The 17,170-nt window shown below is 69.1% G+C and carries 15 protein-coding genes, 1 tRNA gene and 1 pseudogene; 7 read left to right on the forward strand and 10 right to left on the reverse strand.

The window, feature by feature from the left end; genetic code table 11:
* The first annotated feature begins 31 nt into the window (after positions 1-31).
* The 3 genes and pseudogenes from AB0O76_RS01335 to AB0O76_RS01345 all read left to right on the forward strand — a co-directional run.
* Complete coding sequence (locus AB0O76_RS01335; protein WP_365483723.1) at positions 32-736, forward strand: response regulator transcription factor; 705 nt, start codon at positions 32-34, stop codon at positions 734-736.
* Positions 733-2,118 (forward strand): HAMP domain-containing sensor histidine kinase, encoded by a 1,386-nt coding sequence (locus AB0O76_RS01340; protein WP_365483726.1) that lies wholly within the window; start codon positions 733-735, stop codon positions 2,116-2,118. Before AB0O76_RS01335 ends, AB0O76_RS01340 begins: the two co-directional genes overlap by 4 nt.
* Positions 2,119-2,507: 389 nt before the next feature.
* A pseudogene (locus AB0O76_RS01345) lies at positions 2,508-3,407 on the forward strand (chitinase); the annotation flags it as partial.
* A gap of 95 nt (positions 3,408-3,502) precedes the next feature.
* On the opposite strand, the gene AB0O76_RS01350 reads toward AB0O76_RS01345, so the two are convergent.
* The 4 genes from AB0O76_RS01350 to AB0O76_RS01365 all read right to left on the reverse strand — a co-directional run bounded on the left by AB0O76_RS01350 (position 3,503) and on the right by AB0O76_RS01365 (position 8,296).
* Positions 3,503-4,957 carry a GH1 family beta-glucosidase gene (locus AB0O76_RS01350; protein WP_365483729.1) on the reverse strand — a complete coding sequence of 485 codons (1,455 nt, stop codon included), beginning with the start codon at positions 4,955-4,957 and terminating at the stop codon, positions 3,503-3,505.
* A gap of 93 nt (positions 4,958-5,050) precedes the next feature.
* Positions 5,051-5,917, reverse strand: a complete 867-nt coding sequence (locus AB0O76_RS01355) for a carbohydrate ABC transporter permease (RefSeq protein ID WP_365483732.1) — start codon at positions 5,915-5,917, stop codon at positions 5,051-5,053.
* A 9-nt stretch (positions 5,918-5,926) separates the two neighbouring features.
* Positions 5,927-6,955: a sugar ABC transporter permease gene (locus AB0O76_RS01360; RefSeq protein ID WP_365483735.1), complete on the reverse strand. Its 1,029-nt coding sequence runs from the start codon at positions 6,953-6,955 to the stop codon at positions 5,927-5,929.
* 6 nt (positions 6,956-6,961) lie between these two features.
* Positions 6,962-8,296, reverse strand: a complete 1,335-nt coding sequence (locus tag AB0O76_RS01365; RefSeq protein WP_365483738.1) for an ABC transporter substrate-binding protein — start codon at positions 8,294-8,296, stop codon at positions 6,962-6,964.
* A 267-nt stretch (positions 8,297-8,563) separates the two neighbouring features.
* Here AB0O76_RS01365 and AB0O76_RS01370 point away from each other — a divergent pair, with 267 nt between their 5' ends.
* On the forward strand, positions 8,564-9,619 hold the full coding sequence (locus AB0O76_RS01370; RefSeq protein ID WP_365483741.1) for a LacI family DNA-binding transcriptional regulator: 1,056 nt from the start codon (positions 8,564-8,566) through the stop codon (positions 9,617-9,619).
* A 209-nt stretch (positions 9,620-9,828) separates the two neighbouring features.
* On the opposite strand, the gene AB0O76_RS01375 is transcribed toward AB0O76_RS01370, so the two are convergent.
* Positions 9,829-10,086 carry a hypothetical protein gene (locus tag AB0O76_RS01375; protein WP_365483744.1) on the reverse strand — a complete coding sequence of 86 codons (258 nt, stop codon included), beginning with the start codon at positions 10,084-10,086 and terminating at the stop codon, positions 9,829-9,831.
* Positions 10,087-10,216: 130 nt separating this feature from the next.
* Here AB0O76_RS01375 and AB0O76_RS01380 point away from each other — a divergent pair, with 130 nt between their 5' ends.
* Positions 10,217-10,582, forward strand: a complete 366-nt coding sequence (locus tag AB0O76_RS01380) for a cupin domain-containing protein (RefSeq protein WP_365483747.1) — start codon at positions 10,217-10,219, stop codon at positions 10,580-10,582.
* Positions 10,583-10,667: 85 nt separating this feature from the next.
* Here AB0O76_RS01380 and AB0O76_RS01385 read toward each other — a convergent pair.
* The 4 genes from AB0O76_RS01385 to AB0O76_RS01400 form a co-directional block, all read right to left on the reverse strand.
* A tRNA-His gene (locus AB0O76_RS01385) sits at positions 10,668-10,740 on the reverse strand.
* Between the two features lie 134 nt (positions 10,741-10,874).
* Positions 10,875-11,477 carry an oligoribonuclease gene (orn, locus tag AB0O76_RS01390; protein WP_360765869.1) on the reverse strand — a complete coding sequence of 201 codons (603 nt, stop codon included), beginning with the start codon at positions 11,475-11,477 and terminating at the stop codon, positions 10,875-10,877.
* A gap of 10 nt (positions 11,478-11,487) precedes the next feature.
* Positions 11,488-12,726, reverse strand: a complete 1,239-nt coding sequence (locus AB0O76_RS01395) for a helix-turn-helix domain-containing protein (protein WP_365483751.1) — start codon at positions 12,724-12,726, stop codon at positions 11,488-11,490.
* Positions 12,727-13,149: 423 nt separating this feature from the next.
* Complete coding sequence (locus AB0O76_RS01400; protein ID WP_365484420.1) at positions 13,150-13,386, reverse strand: hypothetical protein; 237 nt, start codon at positions 13,384-13,386, stop codon at positions 13,150-13,152.
* Between the two features lie 524 nt (positions 13,387-13,910).
* Between AB0O76_RS01400 and AB0O76_RS01405 the strand changes: the two genes are divergently transcribed.
* Positions 13,911-14,435 (forward strand): universal stress protein, encoded by a 525-nt coding sequence (locus tag AB0O76_RS01405; protein WP_135333169.1) that lies wholly within the window; start codon positions 13,911-13,913, stop codon positions 14,433-14,435.
* 164 nt (positions 14,436-14,599) lie between these two features.
* On the forward strand, positions 14,600-15,169 hold the full coding sequence (locus tag AB0O76_RS01410) for a GPR1/FUN34/YaaH family transporter (RefSeq protein ID WP_365483754.1): 570 nt from the start codon (positions 14,600-14,602) through the stop codon (positions 15,167-15,169).
* Between the two features lie 153 nt (positions 15,170-15,322).
* Here AB0O76_RS01410 and glmS read toward each other — a convergent pair whose 3' ends face one another.
* On the reverse strand, positions 15,323-17,140 hold the full coding sequence (gene glmS, locus AB0O76_RS01415; protein WP_365483757.1) for a glutamine--fructose-6-phosphate transaminase (isomerizing): 1,818 nt from the start codon (positions 17,138-17,140) through the stop codon (positions 15,323-15,325).
* Positions 17,141-17,170: the final 30 nt, after the last annotated feature.

The following is a 17,170-nucleotide window of genomic DNA, read 5'->3' on the forward strand; positions in this document are numbered from 1 at the left end:
GGTGTCGTCCGTATGGCGTACGGTGCCGCCCATGGCAAGTGTGCTCGTCGTCGAGGATGACCAGTTCGTACGCTCCGCCCTCATCCGGCATCTGACCGAGGCATCGCACACCGTGCGCAGCGTCGGCACGGCCCTCGAGGCGCTGCGCGAGGTCGCCCATTTCCGCTTTGACGTGGTGATTCTTGACCTCGGTCTGCCCGATCTGGACGGTTCCGAGGCATTGAAGATGCTGCGCGGGATCACCGACGTACCCGTGATCATCGCGACCGCGCGGGACGACGAGACCGAGATCGTACGGCTCCTGAACGACGGCGCCGACGACTATCTGACCAAGCCGTTCTCCGTCGAGCACCTGTCGGCCCGGATGGCCGCCGTCCTCCGCCGCGCGCGCACCACGGCGGGCGAGGCGCCCGCCGGCCGGGAGATACGGGTGGGCGGGCTCGCCATCGATCCGCTGCGGCGCCAGGCCGAGCTCGACGGGACGCGGCTGGACCTGACCCGGCGCGAGTTCGATCTGCTCGCCTTCCTCGCCGGGCGGCCCGGAGTCGTCGTACCGCGCAAGGAGCTGCTCGCCGAGGTGTGGCAGCAGAGTTACGGCGACGACCAGACCATCGACGTCCATCTGTCCTGGCTGCGGCGGAAGTTGGGCGAGACGGCGGCGCGGCCGCGCTATCTGCACACGCTGCGGGGTGTCGGCGTCAAGCTGGAGCCGCCGCTGACGGAGTCACCGCTGTGAGATGGGCCCTGGTCAAGGTGTGCCTGGCCGTCACGACGATGGTCGTGGTCGCCTTCGCGGTACCGCTCGGGCTCGTCATCCAGGAGATGGCGCGGGACCGGGCCTTCTCGAACGCCGAGCGGCACGCCGCGGGCATGGGCCCCACGCTCTCCATCACCACCGACCGCGATCAGCTGATGCGGGCCGTCGCCACGTCCGAGGCGGGCGGCGAGGGCCGGATGGCCGTCTACGTACCGGCCGTCGACAAGGCACCCGCCCTGGAGATCGGCGACGGGCGCGCGGACGCGGCGGCGGTGGAGACCACGCGCAAGGAGGGCCGGGCGCGGACGACCACGGTCGACGGCGGCTTCGCGCTGCTCCAGCCGACGGCGCTCAGCTCCGGCAAGATCGCGGTCGTCGAGATCTTCGTGCCCGAGGGCGCGGTCAGCAACGGCGTGACCACGGCGTGGCTGGTGCTCGCGGGCGTCGGCATCGCGCTGATCATCGGGTCCGTGGCGGTCGCGGACCGGCTCGGCGTACGCATGGTCCAGCCCGCCAAGCGTCTGGTGGGCGCCGCGCACGACCTCGGCGAGGGGAAGCTGGGGGCGAGAGTCGTGGAGGAGGGCCCGACCGAACTGCGCCTGGCCGCAGTGGCGTTCAACTCCATGGCCGACCAGGTGGTCCAACTCCTGGCGAACGAGCGCGAGTTGGCGGCCGACCTCTCGCACCGCCTGCGTACTCCACTGACGGTCCTTCGGCTCAACGCGGCCTCGCTGGGGGACGGCCCGGTGGCGGAACAGACCCGCATGGCGGTGGAGAAGCTGGAGCGCGAGGTCGACACGATCATCCGCACCGCCCGCGACGCGAAGCCGCAGACCGCCACGGTCGGCCCCGGCGCGGGCTGCGACGCCTCCGAGGTGATCCAGGAGCGGATGGCCTTCTGGTCGGCGCTCGCGGAGGACGAGGGGCGCGAGGTGCGGGTGGCGGGGGTGGACCTGCCGGTGTGGATACCGGTGGCACGCCCCGAACTGGTCGCCGCGCTCGACGCGTTGCTGGGCAACGTCTTCCGGCACACGCGGGAGGGCGCGGCGTTCGCGGTGGACGTGCACAGCGGCGAGGACGCGGTGATCGTCCTGGTCTCGGACGCGGGGGCGGGGATCGCCGATCCTGAGGCCGCGTTGGCGCGGGGCGCGGGATCGGGTGCCGATGGGTCCACTGGCCTGGGTCTTGACATTGTGCGGCAGTTGGCGGAGTCCACGGGTGGGGATGTCCGTATCGGGCGGTCGGTCCTGGGCGGCACGGAGATCCGTATCTGGATCCAACTGGACGGCCGACGCCCGGTGACCGGGGCAAGGGGCCACAGGGGCACGGTACGCCGCCGAAGGCGAGCGACTGCGGGGTAAGGCCCCTACGTGGCATGAAACCTCTCCGGGTAATGGGCGGGTGGCTGGGGAAACCCCGCGCGGAGCGCGGAAATCCACCCACGACCCGCACCGGGCAGCGAACAATTAACCACCCCCGATCGCTCCCTTAAGCCCACCCTAAGATCCAGCCCCCCGCCCGCTATGCCCAAAATGCCGCGCCCCCGCGGGGCTAACGTGCTGCACGCACCCACCCCCCGCACCCCTAAGGCAGGCAAGCGATGAGCACCACGCACCGGCGCACGGTAAGCACCAAGGCAAAGGTCATAGGCGGCCTCGCGGCAGCAGCCCTCGTCGGCGGCGCCGCCTTCGCCTTCTCCGCAACGGCCCAGGCGACCAAGGCCCCGGTGGAGCAGACCCCCGCCAAGGCAGCCGCCCAGGCGAACTTCGCCCCGTTCGTGGACACTTCACTCGCCCCCGCGTACGACCTCGTCGACACGGCGACCAAGACCGGCGTGAAGGAGTTCAACCTCGCCTTCATCACCTCCGGCGGCGGCTGCGAGCCCCTGTGGGGCGGCACCACCGGCCTCGACGACGACAAGGTCGCATCGCAGATCGGAGCCCTGCGCGACAAGGGCGGTGATGTACGGGTCTCCTTCGGCGGAGCCGCGGGATCCGAGCTCGGCCTCAAGTGCGATACCGCCGACGCACTGGCCAAGGCGTACGGCAAGGTCATCGACAAGTACAAGCTGACGAAGGTCGACTTCGACATCGAGGGCGCTGCCCTGCCCGACACCGCCGCCAACACCCGACGCGCGCAGGCCATCGCGCAGCTGCAGAAGGAACACGAGGGCCTGGACGTCTCGTTCACGCTGCCGGTGATGCCCGAGGGGCTGACCCAGCCGGGCGTCGACCTCGTCGCCGACGCCAAGAAGAACGGCGTGCAGGTGTCCGCCGTCAACATCATGGCGATGGACTACGGGCCGTCCTACAGCGGTGACATGGGCCAGTACGCCATTGACGCCGCCACCGCCACGCAGAAGCAGATCAAGGGCGCACTCGGGCTGTCCGATGAGGAGGCCTGGAAGGCGGTCGCGGTCACCCCGATGATCGGCGTCAACGACGTCACCACCGAGATCTTCAAGGTGGAGGACGCCACACAGCTGGTGAAGTTCGCCGAGGAGAAGGGCATCGGCTGGCTCGCCATGTGGTCGTCGACCCGCGACAAGGCGTGCGAGGGCGGCGCCAACAACGGTGCGCAGCCGACCTGTTCATCGATCGAGCAGGAGCCGCTCGCCTTCACGAAGGCGTTCGGCGCGTACAACAAGTAGCGAGGAAAGCCCGCAGAGTCCACACCTGAGCAACCACCCCCCAGGCGCCTCGACCGGCATCCCCCCACCCGGTCGAGGCGCCCTTCTGGGTGCGGTCAGTCGGCGACGTACTCCCGTGGCAGCTCGCCGCTCGCGGCGACCTTCGCGTACCAGTGGGCGCTCGACTTCGGGGTGCGGGCCTGCGTCTCGTAGTCGACATGGACCGCGCCGAAACGCTTGCTGTAGCCGTACGCCCATTCAAAGTTGTCAAGGAGCGACCAGAGGAAGTAGCCGCGTACGTCCGCGCCCGCGAGGATCGCGTGGTGCACGGCTGCGATGTGGGAGTGCAGATAGCGGACGCGGTCGGGGTCGTGGACCTGGCCGTCCTCGCCGGGCTTGTCGTCGTACGCGGCGCCGTTTTCCGTCACGTAAAGCGGAACCTCGGGAGCCTGAGCGGTGTACTCAAGTAGAAGGTCCGTGAGGCCGGTCGGATCCACCGGCCAGTCCATCGCGGTGAGCTCACCGGGCGCCCGGTGGAAGGAGACATGCTCGTCGGCGCCCGGCCAGGGGGAGTGCTCGCTGGCCCCGTGGCCGTCCTTGCGCGGTCCGGCGGCGGCGTCTTCGGTGGCGGCCGAGACGACGGCGGGCGCGTAGTAGTTGATGCCGAGAAAGTCGAGGGGGTGCCGGGTGATGCGCAGATCGTCGTCCTGGACGAAGGACCAGTCGGTGAGGCGTGCGGTGTCGGCGATCAGATCGTCGTCGTACGTTCCGCGGAGCATGGGCCCGGTGAAGACGCGGTTGGCCAGCGCGTCGATCCGGCGCCGCGCGTCGAGATCGCCGGCCGAGGCGGTGAGAGGGCGCACCGCGCTCGGGTTGAGACTGACGCCGATACGGGCGCGGGCCGGCAGTTGCTCGCGCAGCGCCTGGGCGCCGAGACCGTGCGCGAGGTTGAGATGGTGAGCCGCGCGCAGGGCGGCCACGGGGTCGGTGCGGCCCGGGGCGTGCACCCCCGAGCCATAGCCGAGAAAGGCGCTGCACCAGGGCTCGTTGAGCGTCGACCACATCTCCACGCGGTCACCGAGCGCCTCGCCCACGATCCCGGCGTACTCGGCGAAGCGGTACGCGGTGTCGCGCTCGGGCCAGCCGCCGCCCGCCGCGGAGCCGCTGGGGAAGGCGTCCTCCAGCTCCTGCGGGAGGTCCCAGTGGTAGAGGGTCACCATCGGCTGGATTCCGTGGGCGAGCAGTTCGTCGACGAGTCGGCGATAGAAGTCGAGTCCTCGCTGGACGGCGGGCCCGCGCCCGGTGGGCTGCACCCGCGGCCAGGAGACCGAGAAGCGGTACGAGGTCAGGCCCAGGCCCGCCATCAGCCGTACGTCGTCGCGCCACCGGTGGTAGTGGTCGACGGCGACGTCCCCGGTGTCCCCGCCGAGCACCTTGCCCGGCGTATGGCTGAAGGTGTCCCAGATGGAAGGGGTGCGGCCGTCGTCCCGCGCGGCCCCCTCGATCTGATACGCGGCGGTCGCGGCGCCCCACAGAAAGCCGGGCGGAAAGCGCAGGTTCTCACGTGCCATAGGAGCGCTCCCAAGGTTCGTACGGAAAGGGGGAGTTGAAAGGAGAGTTGAAGGGAGAACTGGCAGGGAGGGGTGGTCGGCGCCCGCAGATGGTCAGCCCTTGACGGCACCCTGCATGATCCCGCCCACGATCTGCTTGCCGAACAGCACGAAGGCGATCAGGAGCGGCAGCGTGCCAAGGAGTGCGCCCGCCATGATCACGGACTGGTCGGGGATCTGCCCCCGGCCCAGACCGGCGAGGGCCACCTGCACGGTCGGCTGGCCCTCCTGGGTCAGGGCGATGATCGGCCAGAAGAAGTCGTTCCAGGCCATGACGAACGTCAGCATGCCCAGGACCGCCATCGCGGGGCGCGCGGCCGGGAAGACCACGTGCCAGATCACCCGCAGACTGCTCGCCCCGTCCACCCGTGCGGCCTCGATGAGTTCGGTGGGCAGCGCCTCCTTGAGGTACTGCCGCATGAAGAACACGCCGAAGGCGCTGACCAGGGTGGGCAGGATGACGGACTGCAGCTGGTCGGTCCAGCCGAGATCCGCCACGACCATGAAGAGGGGGACGACGCTGAGCTGGGGCGGCACCATCATCGTGCCGATCACCAGGAGCAGCAGAGTGTTGCGGAACCGGAAGCGGAGCTTGGCGAAGGCGAAGCCCGCGAGGGTCGCGAAGAGCACCGTGCCGATGGTGATGGTGCCGGCCACCACCAGGGTGTTGAGCAGGGCCGTGCCCATATTGGCGTCGGTCCAGGCGATCTCCAGATTCTTGAAGAGATTGCCGCCGAACCAGAAGGGAGGGGGAGTCTCGGCGAGCCGGGTGTTGTTGCGCGATGCGGCGATCGCGGTCCACACCAGGGGGAAGAGCGAGCCGATGGTGAAGACGATGAGCACGGCGTACGTCAGCTTGCCGCCGTGCAGATGGCGGCCGGCGCCCCGCTTCTTCGCGCTTCTCGACAGAGTGGTCGTCACGTCATCCCCTCACGCGCTCTTGCGGATCCGGCGGCTGATGACCCAGTTGACGAGACCGATCAGCACAAGAATCAGGAACATCGTCCAGGCGATGGCCGACGAACGTCCCAGGTGCTGGTTGAACCAGCCCTGCTCGTAGAGATAGAGGCCAAGGGTCTGGAACTGGTGGTCGGAGCCGCCGGTGGGGCTCGCGCCCTGACTGAACAACAGCGGCTCACCGAAGAGTTGGGTCGCCCCGATCGTCGAGACGACACAGGTGAACAGGATCGTCGGCCGCAGCGAAGGGATCGTGACGTGCAGGAACTGCTGCCAGCGGCTCGCGCCGTCCAGCGCGGCCGACTCGTACAGATCGTTCGGGATGGCCTGCATCGCGGCGAGATAGATCAGCGCGTTGTAGCCGGTCCAGCGCCAGATCACGATGGAGGAGACCGCCAACTGCGCCGTCCAGTCGCCGTTCTGCCAGTCGACCGCGTCGATCCCCGCGAGCCCGAGTGCCCAGTTGATCATGCCGTGGTCGGTGCGGCTGAACATCAGGACGAAGACCAGCGTCGCGGCGGCCACCGATGTGGCGTACGGGGTGAGGATCGCGACGCGGAAGAACATCGAGCCGCGCAGGCGGTAGTTGAGGAGGTGGGCGAGGCCCAGTGCCATCAGGAGCTGCGGCACGGTCGAGATGAGGCCGATGGTGAAGGTGTTGCGCAGCGCGTTCCAGAAGAACTCGTCATCGATGAGGCGCGAGAAGTTGCGCAGCCCCACCCATTCCATGTCGGTGGGCGTCCCCAGCTCCACGCGGTGCAGCGAGGCCCACCCCGTATAGAGCAGCGGGAAGAGCCCGAAGGCGATGAAGAAGAGGAAGAACGGCGCGATCAGCGCGTAGGGACTCCATTTGACGTCCCAGCGGTAGCGGCGGCTGCGGCGTTCCCTCTTCCGTTCCCTGCGGCGCTCGTCGGCGGGATCGGTCAGGGCGACGGCCCGTGCGCGGGGGGCCGCGCCCTCCTCCCGCTCGGAGGGCGCGGCGGCGTGTGCGTCACTGGTCATTCCGGCTCACTGGTCCAGTGCGTTGTCGATCGTCTTCACGGCTTTGTCCCAGGCCTTGTCGGGGGCGGTTCCCTTCTGGTCGATGCCGAGCATCCCGGTGTCGGCCAGGTACTGGGAGATGATCCCGTCCTTGGGGCCGATGGGCTGGACCGGCACGCCCTCGGCGGCCTTGGAGAAGATCTGGCCCACGGGCGCGTTGTCGAAGTAGGGGTTCTTGGCGTCCTTCACCTCGGGCAGGGCGTACGCGGCGTCGGCGCTGGGGAAGCTGGCCCGCTCGTCGAAGAGCTTGGCGAGCTGCTTGGGCTCGGTCAGCCAGGCCGCGAGCTTGGCCGCCTCCTCCTTGTTCTTGCCCGCTTCGGGTACGGCGAGGAAGGAGCCGCCCCAGTTGCCGGGCTTGGGCGATGCGGCGACGTCCCACTTGTCCTCGCCCTTGTCGCCGGCCTTGTCCTTGATGTAGCCGAGCATCCAGGGCGGGCAAGTGATGGTGGCGAAGGCGCCGTTGGAGATCGCCTGGTCCCAACTGGGCTGGAACTGCTGGAGCTTGCTGGTCAGTCCTGCCTCGGCGAACTGGGCTGCGATGTCCCAGCCCTCCTTCACCGTGGCGCTGTCCTTGTAGATCAGCTCCCCGTCCTTGTCGTAGAACTTCTCCTTGCCGGAGGCGTGCACGGCGGCCATCACGCCGGTCGCGCCGTCCACGAAGGAGGTGCCCTTGGGTGCCTTCTTCTGGTACCGCTTGCCGACGTCGAGGTACTTGTTCCAGTCACCCGCCCACAGCTTGGCCACTTCCTCGCGGTCGCTGGGAAGACCGGCCTTCTCGAAGAGGTCCTTGCGGTAGCAGATGCCGGTCGGTCCGACGTCGGTGCCGAGGCCGATCGTCTTGCCGTCGTCGGTGGTGCCCTGCTGCCACTTCCAGTCGAGGAAGTCGTCCTCGTCCACTCCGGCGACCTTGCCGAGGTCCATCAGCTTGTCGGAGTGGGTCCCGGTCAGTTCGGCGATGTTGCCGACCTCGACGGCCTGGATGTCGGAGAGGCCGCTGCCGCTGCTGAGATGGGTGAGCAGCGCGGGCCAGTAGTTCTCGTTGCGCTGCACGGAGTTCTGCTTGATCTTGATATCCGGGTGGAGTTTCTCGTACTCCTTGTAGAGCCCGGCCTCCTCCAGACCGAAAGCCCCGAACACTCCGACGGTCAGCGTGGTCTTGCCCTCGCCGCCTCCGCCGCCTCCGCCCGAGGAGCCGCCGGGCTCCTCCTTGTCCTCGGCGCAGCCGGCAAGGAGGCCGGCGCCCAGTGCGGCGACGGCCGCGAGGACCACCGCCTTGCGGGACGTGCGAGGTGAAAAGCGCATTGCGTCCTCCTCGTGCTCCGACGTGCCGGCCGCCCTTGGTCAACTGCGGTGCGTGGAGTGTGAATCGGGGCAGGGTACGTGCGGGTCGTGTAAGAGCCAGGTACGGTGGGAGCGCTCCCATGTGTGATGTCTTGAAGAGTCGCGGCTCGGCCCGGGGGTGTCAAGGCACCAGACAGCGGGAGTTGGTCCTTCCGTGGCGGAAGTCGTAGATGTGTGCGACCTGCAACCATGGCCGGCTGTTAGATTGCGCGAGGTGGGGAGGCATTGATGGGGAGTCGTCAGCCCAGGAGCCGCAGCGGGGGACGTCCGACACTCGAAGAGGTGGCCGCGCGTGCCGGTGTAGGCCGCGGCACCGTGTCCCGCGTGATCAACGGCTCGCCGCGGGTCAGCGAGCACACCCGCGTCGCCGTCGAGGAGGCGGTGGCCGAGCTCGGCTACGTACCGAACACGGCGGCCCGCGCGCTGGCCGCCAACCGCACGGACTCGATCGCGGTGGTCGTCCCCGAGCCGGAGTCGCGTTTCTTCGCCGAGCCGTACTTCTCCGACATCATCCACGGCGTGGGCGCGGCCCTCGCCGACACGGAGATGCAGCTCCTGCTGACCTTCGCGGGCGGCGACCGGGAGCGCAGACGCCTGGCCCAGTACTTGGCCGCGCACCGCGTGGACGGCGTACTCCTGGTCTCGGTCCACGCCGACGACCCGCTGCCCGACCTCCTGGAACAGCTGGAGATCCCGGCCGTGATCAGCGGACGCAGGTCCGCCGACGAGACGCTCGCCTCGGTCGACTCCGACAACTTCGCCGGCGCCCGCGAGGCGGTGCAGCACCTGCTCTCCCGAGGCCGCCGCACCATCGCGACGATCACAGGACGCCTCGACGTCTACGGCGCCCAGCGCCGCCTCGACGGCTACCGCGACGCCCTGACGGAGGCGGGCATGCCGCCCGACGAGGACCTGATCGCCCCCGCCGACTTCACCGAGGAGGGCGGCCGCCGCGCGATGGCCGAACTGCTCGACCGCAGGCCGGACCTGGACGCGGTCTTCGCAGGATCCGACGTGATGGCGGCGGGCGCCCGGCAGATCCTGCGCACCGCGGGCCGCCGCATACCGGAGGACGTGGCCCTGGTCGGCTTCGACGATTCGGCGATCGCCCGCCATATGGACCCGCCCCTGACGAGCGTGCGCCAGCCGATCGCGGAGATGGGCCGCACGATGACGGACGTACTCCTCACGGAGATATCCGACCGCCGCCCCGCGGCCTCCCGCCGCTTGGACCGCCCGCAGATCGTCCTGCCCACGGAACTGGTGCCACGCGCCTCGTCCTGAGGCCTTTACGAATACGTACGCATACGAATACGGGGATGGGGACCATGGTCAATGTGGTGTTGCTCGGAATCCTGGCGCTGGCCGTCGGTGGCGCCGGGAAGAGCGGGAGTTCGAGCCGGTCGTCGTCCGGCGGCGACGGCGACTAGACGGCCCCTCCCGAAGTGACGAAGCCCCGCACCTGATCGGGTGCGGGGCAGATGGAGGGGAGTTCAGCGGAGGGGCGCCAGGGCCTTCCCCGCTTGGTCGATCACGTTGCCGCTGAAGCAGTTGTTGGCGTGGTCGCCCACCCGGTTGCCCAGGACCGGCACGATGCCCACCTCCTGCAAGCAGACGGCAGCGGCGGTGAGGTTCCAGATGTTCGCGGGGTTCACGCCTCTGCCGAAGTTGTCGCCGTTGTCGGCGTGGGCGGGGGAGGCAAGGGCCAGGGCGGCGACGCTGAGCACAGCGATCGCAGTGATCTTCTTCATGGACTGACAACGATGATCACGTGAAGGCGTCACCACCCCACAGCGGTCCCCCAAGTGGCGTCCCCCGGTTGACAGGCAGACCATGGAATGAAGGGGGAGTGTGGGCACGTCCCGAATGGAGGCAGTCGTCATGATCGAGGTCAAGGCGGTCGAGAAGCCGGACGAGCGGCGTGATTTCCCCCGCGGTCACCTCGAAGCCGTCCATCTCACAGGGCTGGACTTCGCCGTGGGTACTTTTGAGCCCGGCTGGCGCTGGTCCGAGTCCGTGGCGCCGATCGCGGGGACCAAGAGCTGCGAGATCCACCACAACGGCTATGTCGTGCAAGGGCGGATGCACGTCCGCATGGACGACGGAGGCGAGGCCGAAGTCGGACCGGGCGATGTCTTCGTGGTCCCGCCCGGGCACGACGCATGGGTCGTGGGTGAGGAACCGGCCGTCGTGTACGACTTCGCGGGAGGCATGGCACAGGAGTACGCGAAGGCGGCGGAGGGATAGCCGTCTCGGTTCCCGTTCTGTTCCCAGAGATCAGGACATGAAGAAGGCCCGACCCGCTTTCGCGGATCGGGCCTTGATCAATCAGGGTGAGTGACGGGACTTGAACCCGCGGCCACCTGGACCACAACCAGGTGCTCTACCAACTGAGCTACACCCACCATGTCCGGTCTTTTGTCGTTCTTCCGACCGGCCGAGAAAAAGTGTACAGGGTCCGAAGGGGTGCTCGCGCACGCGTTTTGCGGACCCTGTACGAGATGCGGCGCGGACCCCGTACACAGGGCTTCCGCGGACGCTACTCCGCGGGCAGGACGTGCTTCGCCGCGATCGTCTTCGCGGTGTCCGAGTCCGGGCCGGGCTGGGGCACGAAGATCGCCTCGCGGTAGTAGCGCAGCTCGGCGATGGACTCGCGGATGTCGGCGAGTGCCCGGTGGTTGCCGTTCTTGTCCGGGCTGTTGAAGTACGCCCGGGGGTACCACCGCCGGGCGAGTTCCTTGATCGAGGAGACGTCGACGATGCGGTAGTGGAGGAACTCCTCCAGTGTCTGCATGTCGCGGAGAAGGAAGCCCCGGTCGGTACCGACCGAGTTTCCGCAGAGCGGAGCCTTGCGCGGCTCCTTTACGTGCTCACGTACGTACGCCAGGACCTGCTCCTCGGCGTCGGCCAGCGTCGTGCCGCCGGCCAGCTCGTCGAGGAGCCCCGAGGCGGTGTGCATTTTGCGCACCACCTCGGGCATGGTCTCCAGCGCCGCGTCCGGCGGGCGGATCACGATGTCCACACCTTCGCCGAGCACGTTCAGTTCCGAGTCGGTGACCAGTGCGGCCACCTCAATAAGTGCGTCATCCGTCAGCGAGAGCCCGGTCATCTCGCAGTCGATCCACACCATGCGATCGTTCATGCGTCTTACCCTACGGCGCGCTCCTCTGCCCGGGCAGAGGCGGACGGCCTGGCGCGTACACATCTGAGCTCGGCTTTCCCGGATCCGCCGACAGCGAAGCCGTCGGTCCCAGGGCGCTCGCCGCCGCCGTACGCCGTGTCTGCGGCGGTACGGGACCGCTCTCGACGACAGCGGCGGGCACCGCCTGCGCGGTCGCCGCGGCCGCGGCAGCCTCCAGGGACCGCTCACCCTGCGGCCTGCGGGCGCGGTAGGCGGCCCGGTAGGCAGCGGGCGACGAGCCCAGCTGGCGGCGGAAGTGACCCCGCAGCGCCACCGGCGAGCGGAAGCCGCAGCGGCCCGCGACCTCGTCGACGGAGTAGTCGGAGGTCTCGAGCAGCCGCTGCGCCTGCAGTACGCGCTGAGTGATCAGCCACTGCAGGGGAGCGCTCCCGGTGAGCGAGCGGAACCTGCGGTCGAAGGTGCGCCTGCTCATGTACGCGCGCGCGGCCAGCGTCTCCACGTCGAACTGCTCGTGTAAATGCTCCAGCGCCCAGGCGACGACCTCGGCCAGCGGATCCGCACCGATCTCCTCGGGCAGCGACCGGTCGAGGTAACGCTCCTGTCCGCCCGCCCTGCGCGGTGGCACGACGAGCCTGCGGGCGAGCGCGCCCGCCGCCTCGTTGCCATGGTCGGTGCGCACGATGTGCAGGCACAGATCGATGCCGGCCGCGGTCCCCGCGCTGGTCAGAACGTCTCCGTCGTCGACGAAGAGTTCACGCGGGTCCACATGGACGGACGGATATCGCTTGGCCAGCGTCGGCGCGTACATCCAGTGCGTGGTCGCCGGACGGCCGTCGAGCAGGCCGGCCGCGGCGAGCACGAACGCACCGGTGCACAGGCCCACGATGCGCGCGCCCTCTTCGTGCGCGCGGCGCAGCGCGTCGAGCGCTTCCGGCGGCGGCGGCGATGTGATCGACCGCCAGGCCGGTACGACGACGGTGCCCGCCCGCCCGATCGCTTCCAGGCCGTGCGGTGCGGTGAGTTCGAGACCGCCGGTCGTGCGCAGCGGTCCCTCTTCACCGGCGCAGACCAGCAGCCGATACCGCGGGACCCCGGCGTCCTGCCGGTCGATGCCGAACACGGAGAGCGGTATCGAGCTCTCGAAGATGGGGCCCCCGCTGAACAACAGCACCGCGACGATCTCCCGGCGGCGCCGCCCGGAGAGTTTCCGAGCCGCGGCTTCTTGCACGGCAGTGGAGTCGTGGCTCATGGCGCTAAGCCCCCCTCGGTCGTCGCGGCTCCCTGTTCTTGGCGCGCTCTGCGTGTTCTGTGTTCTCGGCGCTCTTGTCGGACCTGTCGCTCCTGCACGTTTCCCCTCGGTCCTCCACCAGTCCCCCGCCGTAATACAGTCATGATCGAATCTACTGCGTCCCGTGGTGCCGGGGTGACCAGTTAAGGACCCGGCACTATGTCGACATGGCAACTTGGCGTGAAGCATTCGATCACGAAGCGTTGCACTCACGGGCGTTGCAGGGAAGTGCGCCTCGGCTCCGTGGCCGGTCCCCGTAGGGTGCCAGCGCCTTTTTCACACCTTTCAGCCCTGGTGGGACCGGGGTTGAGTACCCGTTCGGCCAAGGAATGCGCGCCCGCGGGAAGTTGGCTGAAAAGCTACGGGTGCGTGTGCGCGAATCGGTCAGTCCCCCGGCGTGGACCCACCAGCATGCCGACCGCCCCTGTGCGCCCCCGCGCCCGTGCGCCCGTGCCGCCCCCGGTGGGCACATCCCTGCTCGGCGATCAGTCGCGCCGCCCCCCGCTCGGACTGCCGCAGGAGCACCCGGCAGACCCCCGTCACGGCGGCGAGTCCGACGGCCGACCCGGCCGCCCCGGCCAGCGACGTCCCGTACCCGACAAGGACGACGGGCACCAGCACGCAGCTGAACGCGGCCCAGCGGACGACATCGCTCGCCGAGTCCTGCGCCGGCGTGGCCTGCGTCTCCTCGGCGCGCGGCGCCGGGACGCCGCCCCGCCGGCGTTCGCGCGCCCCCTCGGGCGGGCGACGGCGGCTCTGTGCGACGGGTGCGGACGCGGTCGGCGGTCGTGGCACGGCGTGCTCCCTGTGGCGGTGGCGTTCCGAGGTTCAACGCGTGGTCGCGCGGCCGGTCACTGGCGTGAACCCAGTGGCTGACGGCAGCCACGCGGGAGGGTGCCCAAACCGCCTGTACGAGGCAGCAACCATTGCCATACGGGCGCCGCTCATGCATGCTCCGGTGAACGCCGTGAGGCTCCCGCAGGGCCTGTCCCCAGCCTTGGACAGGACCTGGGCAGGAGAGGAGTGTCGCCGTACCCTTAGGGGTATGGGGTTGGGAAGATGATTCCCGGACACAGCTCCATACTGCGCCGTACGACCCGAACAAAGCCGACCCTCCCACAGAGGACTCCTTCGCCGAGACACCCATGGCCGGTCACGAATTCTCCGAACCCGCGGACCGCAAGCGGCAGGTCGCCGATCCGACAGCGACCCCCCAGGCGGCGGAAGAACCACGTCACTCCTGCGATCCAGCCTTCCGGCACGGGGTCGTCGTCGGTTTCGACGGCTCGACCTCCAGTGAGCGCGCGCTCTCGTACGCGATCGGGATGGCCCATCGCTCCGGCTCCGGCCTGATCATCGTGCACGTCGCCAACCGGCTGCCCACCACGGTGTGGGCGGGTTGTGAGCCGCCGGTCTTCGTCGATGTGCCGGACCACCGCACGGAAGTGCTCGGGCTCGAGCTTGCCTGTGCGGACTATCTGGCCGAAGTGCCCTGGATCCTCGTCGAGCGGGGCGGCGACATCTGTCATGAACTCGAAGAGGTGGGCCGCGAGTACTCCGCGGACGCCATCGTCGTCGGATCGACGCACGGGATCGTGGGGCGCATCTTCGGTTCGGTCGCGGGCCGGCTCGCGCGCCGCGCGCAACGGCCTGTCGTTGTCATTCCGTAACGTCCCGTTGTCCCAGGTGAGATGCGGGTGTCGCGGCGTCAACTTCCTTCCTGTTTCGCTCCCTTGTAGATAAATCTACTCGTGCGTAGAGGTGGTTTGTTCCCTTGTGAAGGGTACGTACAGGGGGCACAACAACTGCACACCGCACCTGAAGGGAGCCCGCCGTGGACAAAGACGTCTCTGCGGGAAGCACCACTTCGACTCTCGGCCATCTCGCCCTGGGGCTCACGCTGTTGGCCTTCGGAATCGGTCACACCGAAGTGATCGACGGGGTGACGGCGCCGGACGCCGCCGTCCTCGCGACGTTCGTGGGCGGCGTCGCGCTGTTCGTCGCCGGTCTGTTCGCGTTCCGCGACAGCGACGCGTTCACCGGTACGGCCTTCACCGCGCTCGGCGCACTCTGGTTCACCTGGGGCATCACGGCGGACGTCGAGGCCTCCGCCAACGCCGCGGGCCTCTTCCTGCTGCTCTTCGCGCTCGTCACGCTCAGCCTGACCCTGGGGGCACCCGGTGGCGCGGCGCTCGCGCGGGGGACGTACGGACTGCTCTTCGTGTCCCTCGTCCTGATCGCCGTGGCGCTGTTCGGTGACAGCGCGGGGCTCGCGAAGGCGGGCGGCTGGTTCGCCGTGGTCGGCGGCCTGCTCGCCTGGTACGGCGCGACGGCGGCCCTCGCCAACTGGCCCACGGCTCTCCCGGGGCGTCCTGCAGGCCGTGGAGTGACGGCTACCGGCTGATGCAGGCGCGGGTCGGGGGAATGGGCGCCCCTGGCCCTCTGGGAACGGGCCCTCTGCGCTTGGTGGCACGCAGAGGGCCCGTTCCGCTTGTCTGTTCCGTGCGGGGCTGTGGGGGCTTGTCGCGCAGTTCCCCGCGCCCCTACGGGGCCCGGACTATTCCACCGTCACCGACTTCGCCAGGTTTCGCGGCTTGTCGATGTCCCTGCCCAGCGCCAACGCCGTGTGGTAGGCGAGGAGTTGGAGCGGGATGCCCATCAGGATCGGGTCCAGCTCGTCCTCGTTCTTCGGGACGACGATCGTCTGGTCGGCCTTCTCCTGCTCCTGGTGCGCGACCGCGAGGATCTTGCCGCTGCGGGCCTTGATCTCCTCGAGGGCGGCGCGGTTCTTCTCCAGGAGGTCGTCGTTCGGGACGATCGCGACCGTGGGGAGCGCGGGCTCGATGAGCGCGAGCGGGCCGTGCTTGAGCTCGGAGGCCGGGTAGGCCTCGGCGTGGATGTATGAGACCTCCTTGAGCTTGAGGGAGGCCTCGCGGGCGACGGGGTAGCCGCGTACGCGTCCGATGAAGAGCATCGAGCGGGCGTCCGCGTAGCCCTTCGCGATCTTCTTGATCTCGTCCTCCTGCTTGAGGATCTCCGAGATCTGTCCGGGCAGCTTGCGCAGGCCGTCGATGATCCGCTTGCCGTCGGAGACCGACAGGTCGCGGATGCGGCCCAGGTGCAGGGCGAGCAGGCCGAAGGCGACCGTGGTGTTGGTGAAGCACTTGGTCGAGACGACGCAGACCTCGGGGCCCGCGTGGACGTACACGCCCGCGTCCGCCTCACGGGCGATCGCCGAGCCGACGACGTTCACGACGCCGAGGACGCGGGCGCCCTTGCGCTTCAGCTCCTGGACGGCGGCGAGCACGTCGTACGTCTCACCGGACTGGGAGACCGCGATGTAGAGGGTGTCGGGGTCCACGACCGCGTTGCGGTAGCGGAACTCGGACGCCGGCTCGGCGTCGGCGGGGATGCGGGCCAGCTCCTCGATCATCTGGGCGCCGATCATGCCCGCGTGGTACGAGGTGCCGCAGCCGAGGATCTTGACGCGGCGTACCTTGCGGGCGTCGTGCGCGTCCAGGTTCAGGCCGCCGAGGTGCACGGTGGAGAAGCGGTCGTCGATGCGGCCGCGCAGAACGCGGTCCACCGCGTCGGGCTGCTCGAAGATCTCCTTGTGCATGTACGTGTCGTGGCCGCCCATGTCGTACGACTCGGCCTCCCACTCCACGGTGGTCGGCGAGGCCGTCGTGCGCGAGCCCTCGGTGGTGTACGTGCGGTAGTCGTCGGCCTTGATGGTGGCCATCTCGCCGTCGTCGAGGGTGACGACCTGGCGGGTGTGCGAGACGAGCGCGGCGACGTCCGAGGCGACGAACATCTCCTTCTCGCCGATGCCGAGGACGACGGGGGAGCCGTTGCGGGCGACGACGATGCGGTCGTTGAAGTCGGCGTGCAGGACGGCGATGCCGTACGTGCCCTCGACGTGGCGCAGGGCCTCGCGGACCTTGTCCTCCAGCTTGTCCGCCTGGGCGCGGGCGATGAGGTGGGTGAGGACCTCGGTGTCCGTCTCGGAGAGGAAGTCGACGCCGTCGGCGGTGAGCTTGGCGCGCAGCTCGGAGGCGTTGTCGATGATGCCGTTGTGTACGACGGCGACCTTGTTGTCGCCCGACATGTGCGGGTGGGCGTTCTCGTCGGACGGGGCGCCGTGGGTGGCCCAGCGGGTGTGGGCGATGCCGGTCGTGCCCTTGAAGCGGGCGGGGACCTTGGCCTCCAGGTCGCGGACGCGGCCCTTGGCCTTGACCATCTTCAGGCCGGTGGCCTTGGGGCCCGTGATGACGACGCCGGCGGAGTCGTAGCCGCGGTACTCCAGGCGCTGCAGGCCTTCGAGGAGGAGCGGGGCCACGTCACGCTTGCCGATATAACCGACGATTCCGCACATAGAGGGTGTCCTAGCCGTAAGAGGGATTTT

This window comes from Streptomyces sp. NPDC086554 (assembly GCF_040686095.1).
Lineage (GTDB): Bacteria > Actinomycetota > Actinomycetes > Streptomycetales > Streptomycetaceae > Streptomyces.